This is a genomic window from Mycobacterium sp. 852014-50255_SCH5639931, assembly GCF_001665605.1.
In the GTDB taxonomy this organism is placed as follows: Bacteria; Actinomycetota; Actinomycetes; order Mycobacteriales; family Mycobacteriaceae; genus Mycobacterium; species Mycobacterium paraffinicum.
This window is the reverse complement of record NZ_LZSV01000032.1, coordinates 41,963-66,490: the sequence shown is the minus strand read 5'-3', so window position 1 is coordinate 66,490 and position 24,528 is coordinate 41,963. Positions and strand designations below refer to the sequence as shown.

Sequence of the window (24,528 nt, the reverse complement as noted above, 5' to 3'; positions counted from 1 at the left end):
CTCAGACGGGCGTGACGGGGTGCACCTGCAACGCGCAGGCGTCGATGGCGGCCGGCACGGTCAGCACCACGGTCGTGTCCGGCGGGTTGACCAGCAGCTCGGTATAGGTGGGGCAGGGCTCGCCGTTGGCGTCGATAGCGATGCCCTCAACGATGGCCTGTGCCTGGGTGGAGAGGGACAGGATGACGGTGGGCGGCACCTCGGCGCCGTCCGGCAGGCCTCCCATGTAGCCGCGCAGCGTGGGCTGGGCGTGTATGAGCGGCCCGCCCGCGCCCGAGTCGACCCCGGGGTACCCGGTCAGCGTGCAGGGCTCCGCGCCCCCGGCGAGGCTGAACACCAGGGTCGCCGCGCGGTGGCCGACCGCGGCCTGCGTCGGCGAGGCGGCGACGGCGATCTGGTCCGACCAGCATGGGGTCGGCGCGTCGGCGGTGTCGGTCGGCATGGCCCACGCCGGTGAACCCAGCATGGCGGTGGCCGCGTAACCCGTTGCGGCCGCGGCGAAGCTGGGAGGTAGTCGGCGGTTGCGCCGCCCGTGACCGGGCACACGGGTGATTATCCGCTACGAGGGCCGGCTTTGACCTTTGATTTGCAGCTTCGCTTTTCACCTTGTGGGGCTAGGCTCTCTGACGATTGACGAGCCTCGACACCAGGAGGAAGCCAGTGACCGCCACAGACGCCGTAGGCCCGTCGTCGTATCCCCCGCCGCCGGCGTTCGCCGAACAGGCCAATGCAGGTGAGGAGCTGTACCGCGAGGCCGACGAGGACGGGCTGGCCTTCTGGGCCAAGCAGGCCAATCGGCTCTCCTGGTCGACGCCGTTCACCGAGGTGCTCGACTGGTCGCAGCGACCCTTCGCCAAGTGGTTCGCCGACGGCAAGCTCAACGTCGCCTACAACTGCGTGGACCGCCACGTTCAGGCCGGCCACGGCGACCGCGTCGCCATCCACTGGGAAGGCGAGCCCGGCGACAGCCGCAGCCTGACCTACGCCGACCTGCAGGCGCAGGTGTGCAAGGCGGCCAACGCGCTGACCGACCTGGGCCTGGTCGCCGGTGATCGGGTCGCGATCTACATGCCGCTGATTCCCGAGGCGGTGATCGCGATGCTGGCCTGCGCCCGGCTCGGCGTCATGCACAGCGTCGTGTTCGCCGGTTTCACCGCGAAGGCGCTGCGGGCCCGGATCGCCGACGCGCAGGCCAAATTGCTGATCACCAGCGACGGGCAGTTCCGCCGCGGCAAGCCGGCACCGCTGAAGGACGCGGCCGACGAGGCGGTCGCGTCGGGTGCGGACGGTGACAGTCCCGTCGAGCGCGTTCTGGTGGTGCAGCGCACCGGGATTGACGTGTCGTGGAACGACGATCGCGACCTGTGGTGGCACGACGTCGTCGACGCCGCGTCAGCCGAACACGCCCCGGAGCCCTTCGACGCCGAGCAGCCGCTGTTCCTGCTGTACACCTCCGGCACCACCGGAAGTCCCAAAGGCATCGTGCACACCAGCGGCGGATACCTGACCCAGAGCTCCTACACGCACTACTACGTCTTCGATCTCAAGCCCGAGACGGACGTGTTCTGGTGCACCGCCGACATCGGCTGGGTCACCGGGCACACCTACGGGGTCTACGGACCGCTGTCCAATGGCGCCACCGAGGTTCTCTACGAGGGCACACCCGACTCGCCCACCCAGCACCGGCATTTCGAGATCATCGAAAAGTACGGCGTGACAATCTATTACACCGCGCCCACGCTCATCCGCACCTTCATGAAGTGGGGTCGGGAGATCCCTGACGCGCACGACCTGTCCAGCCTGCGGCTGCTGGGCACGGTGGGCGAGCCGATCAACCCCGAGGCGTGGCGCTGGTACCGCAAGGTGATTGGCGCCGAGAAGCTCCCCATCGTCGACACCTGGTGGCAGACCGAAACGGGCGCCGCGATGATCTCCCCGCTGCCCGGCGTCGCCGCGACCAAACCGGGCTCGGCGATGCGGGCGCTGCCGGGCATCTCGGCGAAGATCGTCGACGACCACGGCGACGAACTGGTGCCGGGCGTCCACAAGGGCGAGCACGTCACCGGCTACCTGGTGTTGGACCAGCCGTGGCCGTCCATGCTGCGCGGCATCTGGGGTGATCCCGAGCGATACGCCGAGACCTACTGGTCCAGGTTCGCCGAGCAGGGCTGGTATTTCGCTGGTGACAGCGCCTACTACGACCGCGACGGCGCCATCTGGGTGGTGGGCCGCATCGACGACGTGATGAACGTGTCGGGGCATCGGCTCTCGAGTGCCGAATTGGAGTCTGCGCTGGTCGGCCACCACGGGGTGGCCGAGGCCGCGGTGGTCGCAAAGACCGACGAGACCACGGGCCAAGCCATCTGCGCGTTCGTCGTCTTGTGCGCCGAGTACGAGGTGCACGACGGGGTCGTCAACGAGCTGCGCGCCGAGGTGGCCCGGGAGATCTCGCCTATCGCCAAGCCGCGTGAGATCCACGTGGTGCCAGAGTTGCCCAAGACTCGCAGCGGGAAGATCATGCGCAGGCTACTGCGCGACATCGCCGAGAACCGCGAACTGGGTGACACGTCGACGCTGCTCGACCCCGGCGTCTTCGACGCGATCCAAGCCTCGAAGTAGCGGCCTCAGGCCGGTAGGGGCGTGAACCCGGCACCGGGCCGGTGCTTGGCGTTGATGTCGGTCAGGACCGCGTTGAACGACTGGACCACCGCAGGCGTGTGCAGCGGAATGTACTTGATGACGCAGGTCGGCAGGTTGTCGCTGAACGCCCCGTGGATCATGCCGACCAGCAGGTTGTTCACCGTCACCGGCGCCCCGGAGTCCCCCGGCTGGCCACAAACCTGCATGACGATGGTCCCCGGGTCCTGGCCCGGCCCCCAAGTGACGCCGCACGAGTTTCCGGTGGTCCGGCCCTGCTTGCAGGCGATCTCACCGAAGGCCGGATCCGGGCCGAGGCCATTGATCGCGAAGCCGTTGTAGTTGGCCGTCGGCGTCACCTTGGCGGGATCAAACTTGATGACGGCGTAGTCGAGGTTGTCGTTGCCGGCCACCATGGTGCCCAGGACGCCCGCGTTCTCGGCACCCTCGGCGGCGACCTGCGCGCCCGGACCGCCACAGTGCGCGGAGGTGAAACCGATCAGCTCACCGGCGGCATCGCCCCCGATGGTCGTCAGGGTGCACATCGTGTCCCCGTTGATGACGATGCCGGCGCCGCCGCCCATCGGGATCCGGACATCGGCGGCCGCGGCGCGAGCGGGGCAGCCCACCAGGACCAGGAGCACCGCCGCCATTGCCGCCACGAAGCACCGGTGCGCCGTCTGCACAGCACCACTCCCATCGACAGGCCGGACCCGGACCGGCTTGACCAGTCTAGTCGGCCGGGCATCCCGTTCGCCGTGCCCAGCGCCGCCACCGGTTCGCATCGACCGCTCCCGTTGTGCCCGTTGCGCATCTGAGCGGAATGAAACCCACGGCCTGGCGGCTCACTGACACTCTAGAAGTTTGGAAATCGTCCGCATGGGCATCTGATTGAACGCCCTCGCGTCGCCGCCGGTCGACCTCCGACAGGCGCCGGGCCGCCCGCCGCCTTCGGCTGGCCTCGTCTGGCATGGCGCCGCATGGCAACATGAACCGCGACGACAGCGCCGGGCAGTGACGAAAGAGGGGACCGTCTGTGAGCAAACCCGATGGCAAGAACGGTGTGCCCAGCACCCTGACCACGATCCCCCTGACCGACCCGCACGCCCGGCCCGCCGAGCCCTCGATCGGCGACCTGATCAAGGACGCCACCACCCAGGTCTCCACGCTGGTGCGCGCCGAGGTCGAACTGGCGCGGGCGGAGATCACCCGGGACGTCAAAAAGGGCTTGACCGGTAGCGTCTTCTTCATCGCCGCGCTGGTGGTGTTGTTCTACTCCACCTTCTTTTTCTTCTTCTTCGTCGCCGAACTGCTCGACACCTGGCTGTGGCGCTGGGTGGCGTTCCTGATCGTGTTCGCGGTCCAGGTGGTGGTCGGGGCGCTGCTGGCCCTGCTCGGCTTCCTCAAGGTGCGCCGGATCCGGGGACCGCGGGAGACAATCGAATCGGTCAAGGAGACGCGCACGGCGCTCACCCCGGGCCACGACAAGGCACAGGGCGCCCCCAAGCAGCTCGCCGAGCGTGGCAGACACGAAATGCCCGAAACCGATCCATCGGGTTGGTAAATGGCCCCGCCGGATCCGTCGGTAACCCGCATCGACGGGCCGTGGCGCCATTTGGACGTTCACGCCAACGGCATCCGGTTCCACGTCGTCGAGGCACTACCCACCGGCGCGGACACGACCGCACCGCCCACAGCCCGGCCGCTGGTGATGCTGTTGCACGGTTTCGGTTCGTTCTGGTGGTCGTGGCGTCATCAATTGCGGGGACTGACCGGGGCGCGGGTGGTAGCGGTCGACCTGCGCGGCTATGGCGGCAGCGATAAGCCGCCCCGCGGCTACGACGGCTGGACGCTGGCCGGCGACACGGCCGGCCTCATTCGCGCGCTGGGGCACTCGTCGGCGACGCTGGTCGGTCACGCCGACGGCGGGCTGACCTGCTGGGCCACCGCGCTGCTGCACGCCCGATTGGTGTCGGCTATCGCGCTGATCAGCTCGCCGCACCCGGCGGCGATGCGCCGGTCCACGCTGACCCGGCGCGACCAGGGATACGCACTGTTGCCGACGTTGCTGCGCTACCAGGTGCCGATCTGGCCGGAGCGCCTGCTTACCCGTGACAACGGGGCCGAGATCGAACGCCTGGTCCGTAGCCGTAGCTCCGCCAAATGGCTTGCTTCCGAAGACTTTTCCGAATCAATCGGTTACCTGCGGACGGCCATCCAGATTCCGTCGGCCGCGCACTGCGCGCTGGAATACCAGCGCTGGGCGGTGCGCAGCCAATTGCGCGACGAGGGCCGACGATTCATGAAGTCGATGTGCCAGCGGCTCAGCGTGCCGCTGCTACACCTGCGCGGCGACGCCGATCCCTACGTGCTGGCCGACCCGGTCGACCGGACGCAGCGTTATGCCACACAGGGCCGGTACGTATCCATCACCGGCGCAGGGCATTTCAGCCATGAAGAGATGCCCGAGGAAGTCAACCGGCACTTGATGAAGTTCCTCGACTCCGTGGTCAGCTGACGCAGGCCCCCGTGGTCACCTGCTGGGAGTCACCAATCTTGGCGAGCTGACTGGCCACCTCGTCGGCCGTCAACACGAAACCGGTGTCGGGGTCGTCGACGGCCGCGCCGAACACCACGCCGAGCACGTGACCGTCCAGATCGATCAACGGTCCGCCCGAATTGCCTTGCTCCACATTGGCTCTGATGGTGTAGACGTCACGGGTGACCGGCGCGGGGTCGCGGTAGATGTCGGGGCCGCTGAGTTTGATGACCTCGCGGATGCGGGCCGGGGTCGCGGTGAAGTTGCCGCCACCCGGATACCCCAGCACCACAACGCTGGTGCCCGTTTTCGCCTCCGCCTGGGCGAACGCCAAGGGCTGTGGCGGCAGGTTGGGGACGGCCAGGATGGCGACGTCGACCGACGGGTCGTAGGACACCACGGTGGCATCAAGCGGACTGCCGCTGGCGTAGATCTGCACGCTGTTGGAACCGGCCACCACGTGCGCGTTGGTCATCACCCGGTCGGGGGCGATCACAAATCCGCTGCCCTCCAACACTTTCTGGCAGCTCGGCGCCAGGCTGCGCACCTTGACGACGCTCGGCGCGGTGGCCTGCACGACCGGATTGTTGGCCAGGGCGGGGTCGGGCGAGGCGACCGGAATCACCGGAGTTCGGCTGAATGGCTCCAGCACCGCGGGCAGGCCGGAGGTGTTCAGCAGCGCCGACAACCGCTTGGGCACCGTCTTCAGCCACGGCGGGGCGACCTCGTTGACCTGGGCCAGCACCCGCGAGCCGCGGACCGCGGCGGCCAGCTCGGGCTGGTCCTTGGACTGGGTCAGCGGCGTCGCCAACAACCACGCCGCGGTCAACACCACCACGAGCTGGACGCCTACCCCGATGAACGAGTCGACCGTGCGGATGGCGCGGCTGCGGATCGCGCCGCGAACCGCCCGCCCGAGCACTACTCCCGCGACCTCGCCGACGACGACCAGCGCCAGGATCAGGAAGAGGGCGGCGAACAATTTGGCCCGGGGCGCGGCGATGTGGCTGACGAGGTGGGGCGCCAGCAGCACGCCCGCGATCGCGCCCAGCAACACACCCACGAACGAGAACAGCGACCCCACCGCGCCGGAACGCCAGCCCGATACGGCCGCGATGAAGGCGACCGACAGCACGGCCACGTCAAGCCACTGTGACGGGGTCATCGAGTTCATGTTCATCGGGGGGGACCGCCCTGCTCGCCGACCAGCGCCATCGCCGCGTCCAGCTCGCGGACGTCGGTGGTGTCCCAGGGCTGGGCCCAGCCGGCGACGTCGAGCATCGCACAGATCACCTGGCCAGTGAATCCCCAGACCAGCATCTCGTTCAGCAGAAACGCCGGTCCGGCCCACCGGCGGCCGAGGTCACCCCGGTAGACCATCAGCCGGTTGGCCGGGTTGATGAAGGCGCGCAACGGAACTCGCGCCACGATCGCGGTTTCGGCCTCGTTGACGACCGCCACCGGACCGGGATCCTGCGAGTAGGCCAGCACCGGGACGACGTGAAACCGCGACGGCGCAATGAACGTGCGCTCCATCGTGACCAAGGGACGCAACCGCGACACGTCGATTCCGGTTTCCTCCTGGGCTTCGCGCAAGGCGGTGGCCACCGGGCCGTCATCGGTGGGATCGGAGGCGCCGCCGGGAAACGCCGCCTGGCCGGCGTGGTGGCGCAAGGTCGAGGCCCGCACGGTGACCAGGAGGTCGGCGCCGTCGGGGATGCGGCCGTCGGCCGGCGCGGACTCCGGGCCCGAGAACAGCACCAAGACCGCGGCTTCGCGACCGCTGCCGCGCATCGCCGACAAAGACGACGCGGCCTTGCCGGTGATCATCGCCAGCACGTCGGCCGGCAGCCGGCGCCGGTACGCGTCCGGCATCCGCTCGACGTTGTCGACCAGGGGGCGCAGCCACGGCGGGGAGGCGTCGGGGCTAAGCGCCACCGTCCCGCGCTCGCGGGTGGGGTTCCCACCTCCCGCGGGTAGGGGCGTACCCCCAACACTCACGGGGCGCTCCAGTCGGTCCAATTTTCGGCTTATCCCTTGTCATTTCCGACCGCGGCGGCGATCTCGTCGGCGCTGTCGAAGGCCCGCGGCAGCATCTGGGCAACGCTACCGTCCGGCCGCAGAACCACAGTCGCGGGCATCACGTTTACCACGCCCAGGGCAGCCGCGACCTGTCGGCGACCGTCCTGCAGGGTCGGCAGCCGAACGCCGAGTTCGGCCAGCCGCAGCAACGCGGCCGTCTCGTTCTCGTCCTGATGCACCGTCACCACCATCACGTCAGACCCGGCTCGCCGTTGATACTCGGCCATCGCGGGCAGTTCGGCCGCACACGGCGCGCACCAATACGCCCATAGGTTGAGGACCACCCGCCGCCCGGCCAGCGCGCGGGCGACGTCGACAGCCGAACCGTCGGCGGCGCACTCGGCCGTGACACCGCGCAGCGCAGGGGGGCCCGGGCCGTCACCGGCGGCGGGACAGGGCGCCAGGTCGGCCCGTTGCCGCGGACCCGCCAGCGCGGCGGCCGTGTCGGTGTCGCGATGTTCGCGGTCGGGCGGGCTCACGGCCGTGCCGGGCTTCGGGGCCGGCGCGGACTCGTCGCGCAGCTGGAGGACCAGGGCCGCCGCCAGCGCCGCCACCACCGCGAGGATCGCGATGGTCCAGCGCGTGGTCCGCGTCAAGGTTGTAGGCGCCTACAGGCCGGCCAGGGCCAGCAAGTGCTCGGTTTCCGGGCCCCGCACCAGGGGCGCGGCCAGTAGCGGTTCGGTGGGGCCGAGGCCGAAGGAGGGGCAATCCTTAGCCACCACGCACACACCGCAGGCCGGCTTGCGCGCGTGGCAAACCCGGCGGCCGTGGAAGATCACGCGGTGGCTCAACATGGTCCACTCGCTGCGTTCGATCAGTTCGCCGGCCGCGCGCTCGATCTTCACCGGGTCCTTGTCGCTGGTCCAGCGCCACCTGTGCAGCAGCCGCGCGAAGTGGGTGTCGACCGTGATGCCGGGGACGCCAAAGGCGTTGCCCAGGATGACGTTCGCGGTCTTGCGGCCCACCCCGGGCAGCGTGACCAGTTCCTCCATGGTGGAAGGCACCTCGCCGTCGAACCGTTCGACCAGCGCCTGCCCGAGGCCGATGAGGGAGGTCGCCTTGTTGCGGAAGAACCCCGTCGGACGGATCAGGGTTTCCAGTTCGTCGCGGTCCGCCTGCGCGTAGTCCAGCGCCGAGGGGTACCGCTTGAACAACGCCGGCGTCGTCAGGTTCACCCGTTTGTCCGTGCTCTGCGCGGAAAGGATCGTGGCGACGGTCAGTTCCAGCGGCGTGGTGAAGTCCAGCTCGCAGTGTGCGTCCGGAAACGCCTGCGCCAGCGCCCGATTCATCCGGCGGGCCCGCCGCACCAAGCCGGCCCGCGTCTCCTCAGACCAGCGCCGTGCGCCGTTACCACCCGGTGGGACCGACGTGGACTTCGAGCGCCCGGACGACTTTGCCGCTGTCACCTACGACAGAGTACTGATTTCGTGATCTCGCCGAGACCTCGTGTTGATTGAAGTCCATGTTTACTCTCCTTGTGTCGTGGTTGCTGGTGGCCTGCGTTCCGGCGTTGCTGATGCTGGCGGCGCTCGGCTTGGGGCGGCTCGAACGGAGGCTCGCCCGCGAGGACGTCACCGTTGTCGCGGTCACCGAGCTTTTCGAGTACGCCGAACTTGTCGACGTGCGCACCCTGGCCCGGGAGGGCATGCCGGAGGCGCTGGAGTTTCTGCACCGGCGCGAGGCCCGGGAACTTTCCGACGCCGCGCTGGCCGGGCTGACGTCCGGACCGCGGCATGCGGCGCCGTCGTTTGCCGCCAGCTTCATTGACCATGCCGAGCTGACATTGCCGACGCGAATACAAGCGCATTCGCCCATCAATCCGCAGTTTAAGGCCACTCGACACGTCAATCGTGTGTAGCGTTGCACGTTGGACAAAATGTCCTACCGCTAGACTCATCACGCGAGCAAGGGATTAACCTGCCCGTACACAAATCATTGGAAAGCTGAAGAGGCAACGTGGACGAGATCCTGGCAAGGGCAGGAATCTTCCAAGGGGTTGAGCCCGGCGCGGTCGCCGCGCTGACCAAGCAACTGCAACCCGTCGACTTTCCCCGTGGGCACACGGTCTTCGCCGAAGGCGAGCCGGGTGATCGGCTGTACATCATCGTCTCGGGGAAGGTAAAGATCGGTCGTCGCTCACCCGATGGCCGGGAGAACCTGCTGACGATCATGGGCCCGTCGGACATGTTCGGCGAGCTGTCTATTTTCGACCCCGGCCCACGGACTTCGAGCGCCACCACCATCACCGAGGTGCGCGCCGTATCGATGGACCGCGACGCGCTGCGGGCGTGGATCGCCGACCGTCCCGAGATCGCCGAGCAGCTGCTGCGGGTGCTGGCCCGCCGGCTGCGCCGCACCAACAACAATCTGGCCGACCTCATCTTCACCGACGTGCCCGGCCGGGTGGCCAAGCAGCTGCTGCAGCTCGCCCAGCGGTTCGGCACCCAGGAGGGTGGCGCGATGCGGGTCACCCACGACCTGACGCAGGAGGAGATCGCCCAGCTGGTGGGGGCGTCCCGCGAGACGGTGAACAAGGCGCTGGCCGATTTCGCCCACCGCGGGTGGATCCGCCTGGAAGGCAAGAGTGTGCTCATTTCGGACTCCGAAAGGCTCGCCCGCCGAGCGAGGTAAGCGCGCGCGGAGCGCGGGCGCAACCGAGCGAGAAAACAAACCCCGAGCGAGGTAAGCGCGCGCGGAGCGCGGGCGCAACCGAGCGAGAAAACAAACCCCCGAGCGAGGTAAGCGCGCGAATTGCGTCGAGATCGACGTTATCGACACGTTCACTCGATCTTTTCCGCGATAGCGTCGATTTCGGCGCGAGTTCAGCGCTGCAAATAGTCCAGCTGCGCCTGAACGGACCATTCGGCCGCGTCCCAGAGTTTCTCGTCGACGTCTACATAGACGTGTTCGACGACTTGGCGCGCGGTGGCGTCGTCGCCGATGTCCCGCAACGCCGCGCGCACCTGTTCCAGCCGTTCCTGCCGGTGCACCAGGTACCCGGACGCGACGGCCTCCAGGTCCGGCAGGTCCGGCCCGTGGCCGGGCAGGACCGTACGCCGTCCCAGACCACGCAAGCGCCGCAACGATTCCAGATAGTCGGCCAGGCTGCCGTCTTCGGAATCAATGACGGCGGTGCCGCGGCCCAGCACGCTGTCGGCGGTGAGGACGGCGTCGTCGAGCACAAAGGAGAACGAGTCGGCGGTGTGGCCGGGGGTGGCCATCACCCGGATCTTGAGGCCGGCCGCGTCAATCACCTCACCATCGGTGAGGTGACCGCCAAGGCCGCGCAGAAACCCGCTACCCGCCGACCGCACCGTCGCGCCGGTCCGCTCGACCAGCTTGTCGATGCCGTCGGTGTGATCGCCGTGCCGGTGGCTGATGAGTACCAGCGTGATACGGCCCAACTCGGCGACCCGGGCGATGTGTTCGTCGTCGTCGGGCCCGGGGTCCACCACGACCAACTCGTCGCTGCCCTTGCCGCGCAGCACCCAGGTGTTGGTGCCCTCAAGCGTCATCAACCCGGGGTTGTCGGCCAACAGAACCGAGGCAGTGTCGGTGACCGCCCGCAGCGTGCCGTATGCGGGATGACGCGGCGACTCCGGCACGTCGGTCACGGTCGCGAGCCGACCTCCACGATCAGCTCCACTTCGACCGGCGCATCCAGCGGCAGCTCGGAAACGCCGACGGCCGACCGCGCGTGCGCGCCGTCCTCGCCGAACACCTCGGCGAGCAACTCCGAAGCGCCGTTGACGACGCTCGGCTGGCCGTTGAAACCCGCAGCGGAGGCGACGAAGCCGACGACCTTGACCACTCGGGTCACCGCGTCGATGCCCACCAGCGAATCGACGGCCGCCAGGGCGTTGAGCGCGCAGATCCGCGCCATCGCCTTGCCTTCTTCCAAGCTGACCTGCGCCCCGACCTTGCCGGCCCCGGCCAGCTGTCCCGCCTGCAGCGGCAGCTGACCGGCGGTGTACACCAGGTTGCCGGTCCGCACCGCGGGCACATAGGCGGCCAGCGGCGCCACCACCTCCGGAAGCGCGACCCCGAGTTCCGCGAGCCGGGCGGAAGCAGTCATCTACTTGGGACGCTTCAAATACGCGACGTGTTGCTCACCGGTTGGCCCGGGCAGTACGGACACCAACTCCCAGCCGTCGGCACCCCACTGGTCGAGAATCTGTTTGGTGGCGTGTGTGAGCAGCGGGACGGTGACGTATTCCCATGCGGTGGGTTGGCTCATGGCGCGAGCTTATCGGTCGGATGTGAACGGCTCTGGCCTGCCCGGGGGCCGGACGCCGGTCGGGCTAGCATGCGAAGGTGGCAAACACATCGAGCGGCGGTAGCGCCGTCGGCTGGCCGGCGCGGCTTTCGAAGGCCCGCCTGCATTTCGTCACCGGCAAAGGCGGTACGGGCAAGTCGACGATCGCGGCCGCACTGGCACTGACCCTGGCAGCCGGAGGCCGCAAAGTCCTTCTCGTGGAAGTCGAAGGGCGGCAAGGCATTGCGCAACTCTTCGACGTCCCGCCGCTGCCCTACCAGGAAGTCAAGATCGCGACGGCCGAACGGGGCGGTCAGGTCAACGCCCTGGCCATCGACATCGAGGCCGCGTTCCTGGAATACCTGGACATGTTCTACAACCTCGGTATCGCCGGGCGGGCGATGCGGCGCATCGGCGCCATCGAGTTCGCGACGACGATCGCGCCCGGCCTGCGTGACGTCCTGCTCACCGGCAAGATCAAGGAGTCGGTGGTGCGGCTGAACAAGGGGGCCAAGAACCCCGTCTACGACGCGGTTGTCGTCGACGCACCACCGACGGGGCGGATCGCCCGCTTCCTGGACGTCACGAAGGCCGTGTCGGATCTGGCCAAGGGCGGACCGGTGCACTCGCAGAGCGAGGGCGTGGTGAAGCTGCTGCATTCCGAGCAGACCGCCATCCACGTGGTCACTCTGCTGGAGGCGTTACCGGTGCAGGAAACCCTGGAAGCCATCGAGGAGCTCGCCGAGATGGAGCTGCCGATCGGCAGCGTGATCGTGAATCGCAACATCGCGTCCCATCTGCAGCCCGCCGACCTGGCGAAGGCCGCCGAGGGAGACGTCGACGCGGACTCCGTGCGGGCCGGGCTGGAAATGGCGGGGATCAAGCTGAACGACACCGAGTTCGCCGGGCTGCTGACCGAAACCATCGAGCACGCCACGGTGATCGCCGCGCGCGCCGAGGTCGCGCAACAACTGGACGCGCTGCAGGTGCCCCGGCTCGAGCTGCCGGCGATCTCCGACGGCGTCGACCTCGGGAGCCTCTATGAGCTTTCGGAAGCGCTTGCGCAGCAGGGGGTTCGATGAGTACCACGCCGAATAGGCTTGATATGGCCTCGATCTTGGCCGACACGTCAAACCGCGTGGTGGTGTGCTGCGGCGCCGGCGGGGTGGGCAAGACCACCACCGCGGCCGCGATGGCGTTGCGCGCGGCCGAATACGGCCGCAACGTCTGCGTTTTGACGATCGACCCGGCCAAGCGGTTGGCACAGGCCCTGGGGGTCAACGACCTCGGCAACACCCCGCAACGAGTGCCCTTGGCGCCCGAGGTCCCCGGCGAGTTGCACGCGATGATGCTCGACATGCGCCGCACGTTCGACGAAATGGTGCTCCAATACTCCGGAAACGGCCGGGCGCAGTCGATCCTGGACAACCAGTTCTATCAAACCGTCGCCAGCTCGCTCGCCGGCACGCAGGAATACATGGCGATGGAGAAGCTGGGTCAGCTACTGGCCGAGGATCGTTGGGACCTGGTGGTGGTTGACACCCCGCCGTCGCGCAACGCGCTGGACTTCCTGGACGCGCCCAAACGGCTGGGCAGCTTCATGGACAGCCGGTTGTGGCGGCTGCTGCTCGCGCCGGGCCGGGGCATAGGCCGATTAGTCACCGGCGCAATGGGTTTGGCGATGAAGGCGATGTCCACCGTGCTCGGCTCACAGATGTTGAGCGATGCGGCGGCTTTCGTACAATCGCTGGACGCCACCTTCGGCGGTTTCCGGGAGAAGGCGGATCGGACGTACGCGCTGCTCAAGAGGCGCGGCACGCAGTTCGTGGTGGTGTCGGCGGCAGAGCCCGACGCACTGCGCGAGGCCTCCTTCTTCGTCGATCGGTTGTCTCAGGAAGACATGCCGCTCGCCGGGCTGGTCTTGAACCGCACCCACCCGACGTTGTGCTCGTTGCCCGCCGAGCGGGCGATCGACGGAATCGAAACGTTGGCGGCCGAGCCGGATTCCGAGGCGGCCTCGCTGGCCGCGGCCGTGCTGAGGATTCACGCCGACCGCGCACAGACCGCCAAGCGGGAGATCAGGTTGCTGTCGCGGTTCACCGGTGCCAACCCGCACGTGCCGGTGATCGGCGTTCCCTCGCTGCCGTTCGACGTCTCGGATCTGGAAGCGTTGCGCGCGCTCGCCGATCAGATCACGTCGGCGGGCGACGACGCGACCCGCGCCACGGCCCAGGGGCCCCTTCGCTAAGAGCCCGGCCGAACCGCTGGGTCAGCCGACGTTGCGGGTTCTCCTCTTGTCGAAGAAGTCCGACCAGGACACCACTTCCGGGTGCTGCTTGAGCAGGGCCCGGCGCTGACGCTCGGTCATGCCGCCCCAGACGCCGAACTCGACTTTGTTGTCCAGCGCGTCCGCCCCGCACTCCTGCATGACCGGGCAGTGCCGGCAGATGACGGCGGCCTTGCGTTGGGCGGCCCCTCGAACGAAGAGTTCGTCCGGGTCCGTGGTCCGGCACAGTGCTTTGGAAACCCAGGCGATCCGTTCTTCGGCATCAACGCTGCGGAGTACCCCTTGTGCGGCCGCAATGTTTGTCCTACGCGCCGCAGGCCGTGTTCCTGACACGAACTGTTCCCTTCCCTACCGGCCGCTCTCACGACCGCCCTCCTGGGGTGCAGATCCACACCTGCGATCTACGCCACACTGTGTACATCGGTGTTACCTGAATCTCACCGTGTGTCTAAGTTAGGTGGTCAGCCACCAATTGCGCAACAGTCCGATAACGCCTTTTTTGGGACGGGCGTCCCGTCTCGTCTCAAAAGGGTAGGCGATCGAAGTGATCTTGCACACGTGCGCGGGGGCCCGCCTCACTGACGCACGCGCAAATTTTATCGCACTCGCGGCGGTAAAGCGCTGGTCAATGACAGGGGCAAAAAGTGGGTGAACTCGCAGCGTGGCGGCGTGACTGGGGGCCGCTACTGTAGTAGCCATGTCAGACCGCCCCCCGGCCCTTCTCACGATTTTGAAGCTCGCCGGGTATTGCTTGCTGGCCGGCGTCGTCGCCACGGCGCTGATGTTTCCGTTCGCGGGCGGATTGGGACTGGTGTCCAACCGGGCCTCCGAAGTCGTCGCCAACGGCTCGGCCCAACTCCTCGAGGGTGAGGTGCCCGCGGTCTCGACGATGGTCGACGCGAAGGGCAACACCATCGCCTGGCTGTACTCCCAGCGCCGCTTCGAAGTGCCCAGCGACAAGATCGCCAACACGATGAAGTTGGCGATCGTGTCGATCGAGGATAAGCGGTTCGCCGACCATAACGGGGTGGACTGGAAGGGCACGCTGACCGGGCTGGCGGGCTACGCGCGCGGAGACGTCGACACCCGTGGCGGTTCGACCATCGAGCAGCAGTACATCAAGAACTACCAGTTGCTGGTGACGGCGAAGACCGACGCGGAAAAGCGCGCCGCCGTGGAAACCACCCCGGCCCGCAAGCTGCGCGAGATCCGGATGGCGCTCACGCTGGACAAGACCTTCACCAAGCCCGAGATCCTGACCCGCTACCTGAACCTGGTGTCGTTCGGCAACGGTTCGTTCGGCGTGCAGGACGCGGCCCAAACCTACTTCGGCATCAACGCCTCGGACCTGAACTGGCAACAGGCGGCGCTGCTGGCGGGCATGGTGCAGTCGACCAGCGCGCTGAACCCTTACACCAACCCCGACGGCGCGCTGGCGCGGCGAAACCTGGTGCTGGACACCATGATCGAGAACATCCCTCAGGAAGCCGACGCACTGCGCGCCGCCAAGGCCACCCCGCTGGGTGTGCTGCCGCAGCCCAACGAGTTACCGCGGGGCTGTATCGCGGCCGGCGATCGCGCCTTTTTCTGCGACTACGTCCAGGAGTACCTGTCCCGCGCCGGCATCAGCAAAGAACAGGTGGCCCGCGGCGGCTACCTGATCCGTACCACGCTCGACCCGGACGTGCAGACCCCGGTCAAGGCAGCCATCGACCAGTTCGCCAGCCCGACCCTGCCCGGCATTTCCAGCGTGATGAGCGTGATTCAGCCCGGCAAGACGTCGCACAAGGTGATGGCGATGGCCAGCAACCGCACCTACGGCCTGAACCTCGACGCCGGCGAAACCATGCGACCGCAGCCGTTCTCGCTGGTTGGCGACGGCGCGGGGTCCGTTTTCAAGATCTTCACGACGGCCGCCGCCCTGGACATGGGCATGGGCACAAACGCCACGCTCGACGTGCCGAGCCGATTCCAGGCCAAGGGCATGGGTAGCGGCGGGGCCAAGGGCTGTCCCAAGGACACCTGGTGCGTGGTCAATGCCGGCAACTACCGCGGGTCGATGAACGTGACCGAGGCGCTGGCCACCTCGCCGAACACCGCGTTCGCCAAGCTGATTCAGCAGGTCGGGGTGACCCGCACGGTGGACATGGCGATCAAGCTGGGCCTGCGCTCCTACGCCGATCCCGGCACCGCCCGCGACTACAACCCCGACAGCAACGAGAGCCTGGCGGACTTCGTCAAACGGCAGAACATCGGCTCGTTCACCCTGGGCCCCATCGAGGTGAACGCGCTGGAGCTGTCCAACGTCGCCGCCACGCTGGCCTCCGGCGGCACGTGGTGCCCGCCGAACCCCATCGACAAGCTGATCGACCGGCACGGCAACGAGGTCGCGGTGACCACCGAGACCTGCGACCAGGTGGTTCCCGAAGGCCTGGCGAACACCATGGCCAATGCGATGAGCAAGGACGCGGTGGGCGGCGGCACGGCCTCCGGCTCCGCCGGTGCGGCGGGCTGGACGCTGCCGGTGTCCGGTAAGACGGGCACCACCGAGGCGCACCGCTCCTCCGGCTTCGTGGGATTCACCAACCACTACGCGGCGGCCAATTACATCTACGACGACTCCACGACGCCGACGGACCTATGTTCGTCGCCGCTGCGCCATTGCGGCGAGGGCGACCTGTACGGCGGTAACGAGCCGGCCCGCACCTGGTTCACGGCCATGAAGCCGATCGCCACCAATTTCGGGCCGGTGCAGTTGCCGCCCACCGATCCCCGGTACGTCGACGGGTCGCCCGGGTCGCGGGTGCCGAGCGTCGCCGGCCTGGACATCGACGCGGCCCGGTCGCGACTCAAGGAGGCGGGCTTCCAGGTCGCCGACCAGAACAACTTCGTCAACAGCACCGCGAAGCAGGGCGAGGTGGTCGGAACCACGCCGAGCGGCGCAACGATCCCGGGGTCGATCATCACCATCCAGGTCAGCAACGGCATCCCGCCGGCTCCTCCGCCGCCGCCCGAAGGCGGGCCGCCGCCGGTCGGGTCACAAGTGGTGGAGATCCCGGGTCTGCCCCCGATCACCATTCCGCTGCTGGCGCCGCCGCCCCCCGCGCCGGGGCAGCCGCCTCCGTAGGCCGCCATCTTTGGTGCCGCGGCGCAAGGTATGCGTTGCCAAAGCGCAACCGGCAGTAGGCTGCCAGCATGGCTGATGTTTTGCCCACGCTGATTCGCACCGGTGCCGCCGCACTCGGTTCGGCTGTCGCCGGCATCGGTTACGCCGCCGTCGTCGAGCGCAACGCCTTCGTCCTGCGCGAGATAACCATGCCCGTCCTGGCGCCCGGTTCCACGCCCCTGCGGGTGCTGCATATCAGCGATCTGCACATGCTGCCCAACCAGCGCCGCAAACAGGCTTGGCTGCGCGAGCTGAGCAACTGGGAACCCGACCTGGTGGTCAACACCGGCGACAACCTGGCCCACCCCAAGGCGGTGCCCGCGGTGGTGCAGGCCCTCGGGGATCTGCTGTCGCGGCCGGGTGTCTTCGTGTTCGGCAGCAACGACTACTTCGGCCCGCGCCTGAAGAACCCTCTGAACTATCTGACCAACCCGTCGCACCGGGTTCGCGGTGAGCCGCTGCCCTGGCAGGACCTGCGGGCGGCCTTCACCGAGCGCGGCTGGCTCGACCTCACCCATACGCGGCGCGAGTTCGAGGTGGCCGGCCTGCACGTCGCCGCCGCCGGAGTCGACGACCCGCACATCGACCGCGACCGCTACGAGACGATCGCGGGCCCGGCCAGCCCGGCCGCGAACCTGCGACTCGGGCTGACCCATTCCCCGGAGCCGCGGGTGCTGGACCGCTTCGCCGCCGACGGCTACCAACTGGTGATGGCCGGACACACCCACGGCGGCCAGGTCTGCCTGCCGCTCTACGGCGCCCTGGTGACCAACTGTGGCCTGGACCGGACCCGGGCGAAGGGACCGTCCCGGTGGGGCGTGAACATGCAGTTGCACGTCTCCGCCGGCATCGGCACCTCACCGTTCGCGCCGGTGCGTTTCTGCTGCCGGCCCGAGGCCACCCTGCTGACGTTGATCGCCACCCCGATGGGCGGCCGCGATTCGGCCAGCGACCTAAGCCGTTCGCAGCCAACAGTTTCGGTGCGTTGACCGAGCGGACCCGGATCGCGGTCCGCAGCCGCTCGCGGTGCTGGACGGACAACGCGGTCCGGCTGATCCAGGCCGACGCGCGCCGCAGCGCCGACACGCACCTGTTGCGCTACCCGCTGCCGTCGGCGTGGGCCGGGGACGGTCCCGGCGCTCAGGTGGCGCTGTACCTCAAAGACGAGACCACGCACATCACGGGCAGCCTCAAGCACCGGCTGGCCCGCTCCTTGTTCCTGTACGCGCTCTGCAACGGCTGGATCGACGAGGGCACCACCGTGGTCGAGGCGTCGTCGGGTTCGACGGCGGTGTCGGAGGCGTATTTCGCGGCCCTGCTGGGCCTGCCGTTCGTCGCCGTGATGCCGGCGTCCACCAGCTCGGCCAAGGTGGCACTGATCGAAGCCCAGGGCGGCCGTTGCCATTTCGTGCAGAACTCTGCTGAGGTGTACGCCGAGGCCGAGCGCGTCGCCCGCGACACCGGCGGGCATTACCTGGACCAGTTCACCAACGCCGAACGCGCCACCGACTGGCGGGGCAACAACAACATCGCCGAGTCGATCTTCGAGCAGATGGGCGACGAGACGCATCCCATCCCGGAGTGGATCGTGGTGGGCGCGGGCACTGGCGGCACCAGCGCGACGATCGGCCGCTACATCCGCTACCGCCGGCACGCGACCCGGCTGTGCGTCGTCGACCCGGAAAACTCCGCGTTCTTTCCCGCCTACGCCGACGACCGCTACGACGTCGTGATGCCCACCTCGTCTCGGATCGAGGGCATCGGCCGGCCGCGGGTCGAGCCGTCGTTCTTGCCCGGCGTGGTCGACCGCATGGTGTCGGTGCCCGACGCGGCGTCGGTCGCCGCCGCCCGGCACGTCAGCGCCGTTCTGGGGCGCCGCGTGGGGCCGTCGACGGGTACCAACCTCTGGGGCGCCTTCGGCTTGCTCGCCGAGCTGGTCGCCCAGCGGCGCAGCGGTTCGGTAGTCACGCTGCTCGCCGACAGCGGCGACCGCTACCACGACACCTACTTCAGCGACGAGTGGGTCAGCGCGCAGGGACTTGATCCGAGCGGTCCCGCCGAGGTACTGGCGCAGTTCGAGCGCTCCTGCCTCTGGCAATGAGCCGCCACGCCGCGGTTTGGCCAGCCGATGGGCCGGTGCGATAGGCTGTCGGAGCTTCAAGCGGGGTGTGGCGCAGCTTGGTAGCGCGCTTCGTTCGGGACGAAGAGGCCGTGGGTTCGAATCCCGCCACCCCGACTCAGTTGTATTAGCTGGCGTGACAGCCGAACGCCGAGTTTGACACTGCGGCGTTGCGGCTTTGCCGTTAAGCTCTGCCCGCATGGCGCTGGTAAGCCCGCCGCCCGAGCAGGGCGAGCCACGCGGGGTCGGCCCACAGGTCACCGGATTTGCTGCTTCCCCGGCGCCGGTCCACAGCCCCGGCCACCCCACCCTGGCGGAGATCACCCGGCGACAGCAGGAGATCCAGGCGTGGGAAGCGCTGAACGTCGGGGGCTACCGATTCGCCAAACCCGGCACCATCATCGGCGGCGTGATCTCCGCCGTGCTGGTGGTTCTCGTGCTGACGCCCATCCCTCCGAACTGGCCGTGGGACATCCCGACGATGATCCTGGCCGTCTTCACGGCGGTGGCGACCGTGACCTGCGGCCTGTTGTGGTTCGACAATCCGCACCCCGCTCCCCGCCCCGAGTCGTTGGCGATCGTGCCGTTCTCTCGGGCGGAAAACCTGCGGCTGATGCAAGACCAGCCCGTCGAGCCCTACCGCGCCATCTGTGCCTGCCCCGGCTGTGGCGACTTATCCACGCACCTGATCCGCGAGCCCGTCAAGAACGAACCGGACTGGGCGATGGTCACCCGGCGTTGCGCCGTGTGTCACCGAGAGTGGGCGCAGGCCTGAACCGGTTGTGCGCCAACGATTCAGCCCCGACCATTGCGGCACTAGGCGCAGTCGGCGCAGACGGACCTGCCCCCGTTCGAGCTGTGCAACCGGCTGCGGTGCTGCACCAGAAAACAGCTCGAGCACATGAACTCGTCGGACCGCTGGGGAATGACCGTCACCGACAGTTCCTCGCCGGACAGGTCGGCGCCGGGAAGCTCGAAGAAGTGCACATCGTTGGGGTCCTCATCGACCACCGTGGTGGCGGATCCCTGCAACGTCGGGGCTAGCTCGCGTATCGGGGACTTGTCCTGAGTTTCGGAGTCGGAGACCCGGCGTGCGTCATAGTCGCTTGCGGTCGCCATGGCAGTTCCTTCCTGCTGATGAGCCGGGTTGACGCACTTTCCTGTACTCACCCGTGGCGCAGGCAGTACCCCATTCAGGCGCGAGTTACACCGACCGGCCCGAAAATGTCACCCCGCCGGCCAGTGAGCCGCCTCAGCCGCCTGGCAATCGCGGGGTAATGCGCGAGGGCCAGGCCCAGCCACGGCGCGACGACCGACACGGTCAGCGCGACGATCGCCGCCCCTTCGTGCCCAAACAGCAGCTCGAACAGCCCGACTGCCAGACTGACGGCCCAGACCGCCACGGCCGCGAGGCCGAGCAGGGGGAAATCGCGCTCGTACTCGACCGAGTAGTTTGCTGCTCGTAACGAAACGGGCGCGACCATGATCGGCTTTTACCCGGTCATCGCCGCGATTAAACGTCTCGGCGGGCGGATTCGCGCCGGCCGGTGTTCGTTAGCTCACAGCGGTCAAATGGTCGGCGGCGGGGCGGCCTCATCGGAATTCGCGGCGTGCCAAGCAAGTTCGGCGTCGCGCACCCGTCGGTGCTCATGAGAAAGTCTGTGTATCAGGATGATTCGTGCGGCATGCGGTTCGCCGGCTGGGCCGCCGCCCGACCCGGCGGTTAACGAGCCGTAGCCGATTTGCGGATCACGCTTGGCGGTTACCCGCCGTCCCCGAACGCAAACGACGCGGCACCCCGGTGTCAGCCGGCCCCGGCCTGGGTATGCCGCGCAGATGAAACCCGCCGTTCTCTTCGATGTCGACGGAAGCCTGGTCGACTCCAACTATCTTCACGTCCACGCGTGGCTGCGCGCCTTCGACGACGAGGGCCTGCCCGTCACCGCCTGGCAGATCCACCGGTGCATCGGCATGGACGGCTCCACGCTGGTGCGAACGCTCTCCAACGACGCCCCGGACGAGGTCCAGGAGCGGCTCAGCGACGGGCACAGCCGTTACTACCGGGAGAGCACCCCGCTGCTCACGCCGCTACCGGGTGCCCGCGCGCTGCTGCGCCGCGTCGCCGAGCTGGGGCTGCAGGTGGTGCTGGCCACCTCGGCACCCGACGACGAGCTGGAGATCTTGCGCAAGGTCCTCGACTGCGACGACGTCATCTCCGAAACGACGTCCTCGCGCGACGTCGACACCGCCAAGCCCGAACCCGGCATCGTGCAGGTCGCGCTGGAGCGGGCCGGGGTGGATGCCGACCATGCCGTGTTCGTCGGGGACGCGGTGTGGGACGCACATGCCGCGGCGGGCGCCGGATTGCCCTGCATCGGGCTGCTCAGCGGCGGCATTGCGCGCGAGGAGCTGCAGGCGGCGGGCTCGGCACCGATCTTCGCCGATCCACAAGACCTGCTCGAGCACCTGGACTCGACCCGCATCTCCGAACTCGCGCTACATGCCGCGGGTGCGGAGCAGAATCGGTAGCAGCCACCAGAAGAACGTAAACAGCGTCAGCGCACACGCTCCCGCGATCAGGGCCGGGCTGCGTCCGGCCACCGCGGCGAACACGATGATCGTCACCCCGGTCAGGGCGAGGCCGAGCAGCGCCAGCCCGGCGTACGCGCAGCGGTGCGCGGCCGACACCAGCACCTGGAGACGATGGCGCCGGAAGAGCATCCGGTGCATGCCCACCGGGGCGATCAGCAGCACTGTCGCGCCCACCGAGCACCCCACAGTCGCGAGATAGGCGTCGCGCAGGAGCGGGGCGAGAACGTCGAAACGTTGCTGGAACGGCAGGGTCAGCAGGAAACCGGTGAGCAGCTGCACGCCCGTCTGCACGACGCGCAGCTCCTGCAGCAGGCTGTTCCAATTGCGGTCCAGCCGTTGGATTTCGGTTTCGCCACGCTCGTGGCTATCCCATCGCTGGTCGTCTTGAGGATTGTCGACGTCCATAGGCGTGATCATCGCACCTGTCGCATGCGCCAGCGCCGTTTCACGCAGGATGGTCGCGAAAATTCGTTATCCGCTTTCGCAAAGTGAATTGATTTCCGCGGCCGCCAATTTGGTAGCCATATATCGCAATGGACGCCGGCAATTCACCAAAAACGTTGTTGCGCAACCGCGCGCAGCGACGACTACCGGCTGATGTTGTCGTCCCGCACCGCGGTCAACGCGTCGTCCAGCGTCGGGTACAACGGGAACGTCTTGTCCAGCCCGGTCAGGTGAATCGGCCGCCTGGTCGCCGGGCCGCGCGCGACCACCCCGAACCCCGTCGCCTGGCCCAGCTTCTCGTACGTCGCCGCCAGGATCTTCAGGCCCACCGAACCGAGGAATTCCACCGCGGAGAGATCGATGACCAGTGCCGAGGGGCTCTCCGCGACAACCGCGCCGATGGCCTGTTCCAGGGCCGGCGCCGTGACCAGATCGATTTCGCCGCTGACACTGACCACGGACACCCCATCGTGGTCCTCAACCAACGTGGTAATCGAATCAGGAGCTGACAATGGCGATCCTTTGTCCTGGGCGTCAGGTGTGGTGCAAGCCTAGCCTGCGTTGCGAACTGCGAGAAGAATATGCCCTCAACACCTGCCCCGCGACAACCCAGGCTAGTCTCGCAAAATCGAGCCTGCACACAGCGGGGCGCGGACCGGCACTCGGGAGGCAATATGTCAGATTCGCCGGCGGAGTTCAGCGGCGGGGGCGCCACCGCGCAGGCGGTCAGCATTTCCAGCGAGGGCCTGCTGCCACAGCTCGTCCAGCACCTGCGGCAGAACCGCACCGTGCTGCGCGAGGAGTGGGCACGCAGGATCACCGAGGCCGAACTGCTCACCGCGATGACGCCGGAGGAGCTGTTCTCCGAGGCGACTGCCGTCTACGACAACTACGTGGAGGTGCTCGAGACCGGTAGCGTCGAGGCGCTGCAGGCCTACGCGCGCGACCTATCCGAGCGCATCATTCCGCGGGGCGTGGAAACGGACGAGGTCGTCGGCATCGTGTTGTTGCTGCGTGACGTGCTGGCGCGCTCGTTGTTCGAGAAGTACCAGACCGAATTCGAGATGCTAAATCGGGTTCTGGATGCCTACGAACCCGCGGCCAACCGCATCGCCAACACCGTGGCGGTCAGCTTCGTGCAGGAACGCGAGCGCATCATCCGCCAGCAGCAGGAAGCCATCCGCGAGCTGTCGACGCCGGTGCTGCAGGTGCGCGAACAGCTGCTGATTCTGCCGATCATCGGTGTGCTCGATTCTCAGCGCGCCCGTCAGGTCACCGAGCAACTGCTGAGAGCCATCCGCGCGAACCGCGCGAAAGTGGTGGTCATCGACATCACCGGTGTGCCGACCATCGACTCCACGGTGGCCAACCACCTGGTGCAGACGGTCGACGCGTCGGGTCTGATGGGCGCCAGCGTCATCATCACCGGCCTGTCCTCCGAAATCGCCCTGACGCTGGTGACCATCGGGCTGGACCTGTCGAAGATGAACGCCGTCGGCGACCTGCAGGGCGGCATCGAGGAAGCCGAGCGCCTGCTGGGCTACGAGGTCACTCGCACCGGCGAGCAGCCAGGATAGCTACGAGGAACACGAGCGCGCCATGCCCGTACCGATCCTGAAACAGGGTGCGATCCTCATCGCCTCGGTCCAGGCCGCGCTCAGCGACTCCGACGCCGAGCGGCTCCGCTATGACCTCATGGAGCGGGTCAGCCGGTTCCGCGCGCAGGGCATCATCGTCGACGTCACCGCCATCGACGTGATGGACTCGTTCGCGGCCCGGTCGCTGCGGACCATTGCGCACATGACGCGGCTGCGCGGCGCGGACACGGTGATCGTCGGCCTGCAGCCGGAAGTGGCCTTCGCGATGGTCCAGCTGGGTTTGGCGTTCGACGACATGAATACGGCGCTGGACCTCGAAGAAGGCCTCGCCCTGCTGAATCGCCAACTGACGCAGCGGAAGCCGACGATCGGGCGCGATGGTGGCGACTGATATCGTCGTCGCCATCGACAATTCCGACGACATCGTCGAAGCTCGCAAAGCCGGACACCAACTCGCACTCGATCTGGGATTCTCCCTCACAGACGTCACAATGATCGCGACGGCGATCTCCGAGATCGCGCGAAACATCACCAGCTACGCCGGCCGCGGCAGCGTCCGGGTCTTCGTGGCCGACCGGGAAGGCCGCAAGGCTCTGGTGGTGCGCGCCGAGGATCAGGGACCGGGCATCTTGGACATCGAGCGGGCGATGGAAGACGGGTATTCGACCGGCCGCGGGTTGGGGATGGGCCTACCGGGCTCCCGCCGGCTGATGGACAAGTTGTTCGTGGAGTCCGCGCTCGGCCGGGGGACGGTCGTCGAGATGTGGAAATGGGTCCCTCCCCGTGCGTGACAACGGCCGGTTCGGTCC

At 67.8% G+C, this 24,528-nt stretch carries 29 protein-coding genes and 1 tRNA gene; 16 read left to right on the top strand and 14 right to left on the bottom strand.

Annotation, left to right across the window (positions count from 1 at the left end; translation table 11 throughout):
• Position 1: 1 nt before the first annotated feature.
• On the bottom strand, positions 2 to 544 hold the full coding sequence (locus A5758_RS18825) for a DUF4232 domain-containing protein (RefSeq protein ID WP_197503976.1): 543 nt from the start codon (positions 542 to 544) through the stop codon (positions 2 to 4).
• A gap of 116 nt (positions 545 to 660) precedes the next feature.
• Between A5758_RS18825 and acs the strand changes: the two genes are divergently transcribed.
• Complete coding sequence (acs, locus tag A5758_RS18820; RefSeq protein ID WP_067743014.1) at positions 661 to 2,619, top strand: acetate--CoA ligase; 1,959 nt, start codon at positions 661 to 663, stop codon at positions 2,617 to 2,619.
• Between the two features lie 5 nt (positions 2,620 to 2,624).
• Here acs and A5758_RS18815 read toward each other — a convergent pair whose 3' ends face one another.
• Positions 2,625 to 3,323, bottom strand: coding sequence for a serine protease (locus tag A5758_RS18815; protein ID WP_156622702.1), 699 nt, complete (start codon positions 3,321 to 3,323; stop codon positions 2,625 to 2,627).
• Positions 3,324 to 3,673: 350 nt separating this feature from the next.
• Here A5758_RS18815 and A5758_RS18810 point away from each other — a divergent pair, with 350 nt between their 5' ends.
• On the top strand, positions 3,674 to 4,201 hold the full coding sequence (locus A5758_RS18810; RefSeq protein ID WP_067206247.1) for a phage holin family protein: 528 nt from the start codon (positions 3,674 to 3,676) through the stop codon (positions 4,199 to 4,201).
• Positions 4,202 to 5,155, top strand: a complete 954-nt coding sequence (locus tag A5758_RS18805; RefSeq protein WP_067743011.1) for an alpha/beta fold hydrolase — start codon at positions 4,202 to 4,204, stop codon at positions 5,153 to 5,155. It begins immediately after the preceding gene.
• Here A5758_RS18805 and marP read toward each other — a convergent pair.
• Genes marP through nth form a run of 4 tightly spaced genes read right to left on the bottom strand, consistent with a single transcriptional unit; the run spans position 5,148 to position 8,547 of the window.
• Positions 5,148 to 6,341, bottom strand: coding sequence for an acid resistance serine protease MarP (gene marP / locus A5758_RS18800; RefSeq protein WP_156622701.1), 1,194 nt, complete (start codon positions 6,339 to 6,341; stop codon positions 5,148 to 5,150). The genes A5758_RS18805 and marP overlap by 8 nt on opposite strands.
• 11 nt (positions 6,342 to 6,352) lie before the next feature.
• Positions 6,353 to 7,177, bottom strand: coding sequence for a CoA pyrophosphatase (locus tag A5758_RS18795; protein ID WP_067743005.1), 825 nt, complete (start codon positions 7,175 to 7,177; stop codon positions 6,353 to 6,355).
• A 29-nt stretch (positions 7,178 to 7,206) separates the two neighbouring features.
• Complete coding sequence (locus A5758_RS18790) at positions 7,207 to 7,854, bottom strand: TlpA disulfide reductase family protein (RefSeq protein ID WP_067743002.1); 648 nt, start codon at positions 7,852 to 7,854, stop codon at positions 7,207 to 7,209.
• A 12-nt stretch (positions 7,855 to 7,866) separates the two neighbouring features.
• Complete coding sequence (gene nth / locus A5758_RS18785) at positions 7,867 to 8,547, bottom strand: endonuclease III (protein ID WP_067206232.1); 681 nt, start codon at positions 8,545 to 8,547, stop codon at positions 7,867 to 7,869.
• A 173-nt stretch (positions 8,548 to 8,720) separates the two neighbouring features.
• Here nth and A5758_RS18780 point away from each other — a divergent pair, with 173 nt between their 5' ends.
• A complete protein-coding gene (locus A5758_RS18780; protein ID WP_231987356.1) occupies positions 8,721 to 9,116 on the top strand; it encodes a hypothetical protein in 396 nt (131 codons plus the stop codon).
• Between the two features lie 98 nt (positions 9,117 to 9,214).
• On the top strand, positions 9,215 to 9,889 hold the full coding sequence (gene crp / locus A5758_RS18775) for a cAMP-activated global transcriptional regulator CRP (RefSeq protein WP_044508824.1): 675 nt from the start codon (positions 9,215 to 9,217) through the stop codon (positions 9,887 to 9,889).
• 191 nt (positions 9,890 to 10,080) lie between these two features.
• Here crp and A5758_RS18770 read toward each other — a convergent pair whose 3' ends face one another.
• The 3 genes from A5758_RS18770 to A5758_RS25880 are packed head-to-tail and all read right to left on the bottom strand — an operon-like array spanning position 10,081 to position 11,495.
• Positions 10,081 to 10,872: an MBL fold metallo-hydrolase gene (locus A5758_RS18770; RefSeq protein ID WP_067206225.1), complete on the bottom strand. Its 792-nt coding sequence runs from the start codon at positions 10,870 to 10,872 to the stop codon at positions 10,081 to 10,083.
• Complete coding sequence (locus tag A5758_RS18765) at positions 10,869 to 11,333, bottom strand: RidA family protein (RefSeq protein ID WP_067206222.1); 465 nt, start codon at positions 11,331 to 11,333, stop codon at positions 10,869 to 10,871. The genes A5758_RS18770 and A5758_RS18765 overlap by 4 nt, the downstream gene beginning before the upstream one ends.
• Positions 11,334 to 11,495: a DUF4177 domain-containing protein gene (locus tag A5758_RS25880; protein ID WP_007166633.1), complete on the bottom strand. Its 162-nt coding sequence runs from the start codon at positions 11,493 to 11,495 to the stop codon at positions 11,334 to 11,336.
• Positions 11,496 to 11,572: 77 nt separating this feature from the next.
• Here A5758_RS25880 and A5758_RS18760 point away from each other — a divergent pair, with 77 nt between their 5' ends.
• On the top strand, positions 11,573 to 12,595 hold the full coding sequence (locus A5758_RS18760; protein ID WP_067206217.1) for an ArsA family ATPase: 1,023 nt from the start codon (positions 11,573 to 11,575) through the stop codon (positions 12,593 to 12,595).
• The gene (locus A5758_RS18755; protein WP_067206213.1) at positions 12,592 to 13,761 is read left to right on the top strand and encodes an ArsA family ATPase; all 1,170 of its coding nucleotides are present in this window, start codon (positions 12,592 to 12,594) and stop codon (positions 13,759 to 13,761) included. Before A5758_RS18760 ends, A5758_RS18755 begins: the two co-directional genes overlap by 4 nt.
• A gap of 21 nt (positions 13,762 to 13,782) precedes the next feature.
• On the opposite strand, the gene A5758_RS18750 is transcribed toward A5758_RS18755, so the two are convergent.
• The gene (locus tag A5758_RS18750) at positions 13,783 to 14,133 is read right to left on the bottom strand and encodes a WhiB family transcriptional regulator (protein ID WP_067206210.1); all 351 of its coding nucleotides are present in this window, start codon (positions 14,131 to 14,133) and stop codon (positions 13,783 to 13,785) included.
• 364 nt (positions 14,134 to 14,497) lie between these two features.
• On the opposite strand from A5758_RS18750, the gene ponA2 reads away from it, so the two are divergent.
• The 5 genes from ponA2 to A5758_RS18725 all read left to right on the top strand — a co-directional run bounded on the left by ponA2 (position 14,498) and on the right by A5758_RS18725 (position 19,860).
• The gene (gene ponA2, locus A5758_RS18745; RefSeq protein WP_067742996.1) at positions 14,498 to 16,927 is read left to right on the top strand and encodes a transglycosylase/D,D-transpeptidase PonA2; all 2,430 of its coding nucleotides are present in this window, start codon (positions 14,498 to 14,500) and stop codon (positions 16,925 to 16,927) included.
• Positions 16,928 to 16,995: 68 nt separating this feature from the next.
• Positions 16,996 to 17,955, top strand: coding sequence for a metallophosphoesterase (locus A5758_RS18740; protein ID WP_067742993.1), 960 nt, complete (start codon positions 16,996 to 16,998; stop codon positions 17,953 to 17,955).
• The gene (locus A5758_RS18735; protein WP_067206204.1) at positions 17,952 to 19,067 is read left to right on the top strand and encodes a PLP-dependent cysteine synthase family protein; all 1,116 of its coding nucleotides are present in this window, start codon (positions 17,952 to 17,954) and stop codon (positions 19,065 to 19,067) included. Before A5758_RS18740 ends, A5758_RS18735 begins: the two co-directional genes overlap by 4 nt.
• A gap of 61 nt (positions 19,068 to 19,128) precedes the next feature.
• Positions 19,129 to 19,202 (top strand) — tRNA-Pro (locus A5758_RS18730).
• An 82-nt stretch (positions 19,203 to 19,284) separates the two neighbouring features.
• Positions 19,285 to 19,860 carry a hypothetical protein gene (locus A5758_RS18725; protein ID WP_067742990.1) on the top strand — a complete coding sequence of 192 codons (576 nt, stop codon included), beginning with the start codon at positions 19,285 to 19,287 and terminating at the stop codon, positions 19,858 to 19,860.
• Positions 19,861 to 19,901: 41 nt separating this feature from the next.
• On the opposite strand, the gene A5758_RS18720 is transcribed toward A5758_RS18725, so the two are convergent.
• Together A5758_RS18720 and A5758_RS18715 are read right to left on the bottom strand one after the other, a co-directional pair.
• Positions 19,902 to 20,204 carry a DUF4193 domain-containing protein gene (locus A5758_RS18720; protein WP_067206198.1) on the bottom strand — a complete coding sequence of 101 codons (303 nt, stop codon included), beginning with the start codon at positions 20,202 to 20,204 and terminating at the stop codon, positions 19,902 to 19,904.
• 74 nt (positions 20,205 to 20,278) lie between these two features.
• A complete protein-coding gene (locus A5758_RS18715; RefSeq protein WP_067742987.1) occupies positions 20,279 to 20,569 on the bottom strand; it encodes a hypothetical protein in 291 nt (96 codons plus the stop codon).
• 352 nt (positions 20,570 to 20,921) lie between these two features.
• Here A5758_RS18715 and A5758_RS18710 point away from each other — a divergent pair, with 352 nt between their 5' ends.
• On the top strand, positions 20,922 to 21,614 hold the full coding sequence (locus A5758_RS18710) for an HAD family hydrolase (RefSeq protein ID WP_067742984.1): 693 nt from the start codon (positions 20,922 to 20,924) through the stop codon (positions 21,612 to 21,614).
• Here the strand turns inward: A5758_RS18710 and A5758_RS18705 are convergent.
• Both A5758_RS18705 and A5758_RS18700 read right to left on the bottom strand, forming a co-directional pair.
• Positions 21,582 to 22,082, bottom strand: coding sequence for a DUF6328 family protein (locus A5758_RS18705; RefSeq protein ID WP_067206190.1), 501 nt, complete (start codon positions 22,080 to 22,082; stop codon positions 21,582 to 21,584). The genes A5758_RS18710 and A5758_RS18705 overlap by 33 nt on opposite strands.
• A gap of 182 nt (positions 22,083 to 22,264) precedes the next feature.
• A complete protein-coding gene (locus tag A5758_RS18700) occupies positions 22,265 to 22,633 on the bottom strand; it encodes an STAS domain-containing protein (RefSeq protein WP_156622699.1) in 369 nt (122 codons plus the stop codon).
• Between the two features lie 162 nt (positions 22,634 to 22,795).
• Between A5758_RS18700 and A5758_RS18695 the strand changes: the two genes are divergently transcribed.
• The 3 genes from A5758_RS18695 to A5758_RS18685 are packed head-to-tail and all read left to right on the top strand — an operon-like array spanning position 22,796 to position 24,510.
• A complete protein-coding gene (locus A5758_RS18695) occupies positions 22,796 to 23,698 on the top strand; it encodes an STAS domain-containing protein (protein WP_067206184.1) in 903 nt (300 codons plus the stop codon).
• 22 nt (positions 23,699 to 23,720) lie between these two features.
• On the top strand, positions 23,721 to 24,110 hold the full coding sequence (locus tag A5758_RS18690; RefSeq protein ID WP_067206181.1) for an STAS domain-containing protein: 390 nt from the start codon (positions 23,721 to 23,723) through the stop codon (positions 24,108 to 24,110).
• Positions 24,100 to 24,510, top strand: a complete 411-nt coding sequence (locus tag A5758_RS18685) for an anti-sigma regulatory factor (RefSeq protein ID WP_067206260.1) — start codon at positions 24,100 to 24,102, stop codon at positions 24,508 to 24,510. The genes A5758_RS18690 and A5758_RS18685 overlap by 11 nt, the downstream gene beginning before the upstream one ends.
• Positions 24,511 to 24,528 lie beyond the last annotated feature (18 nt).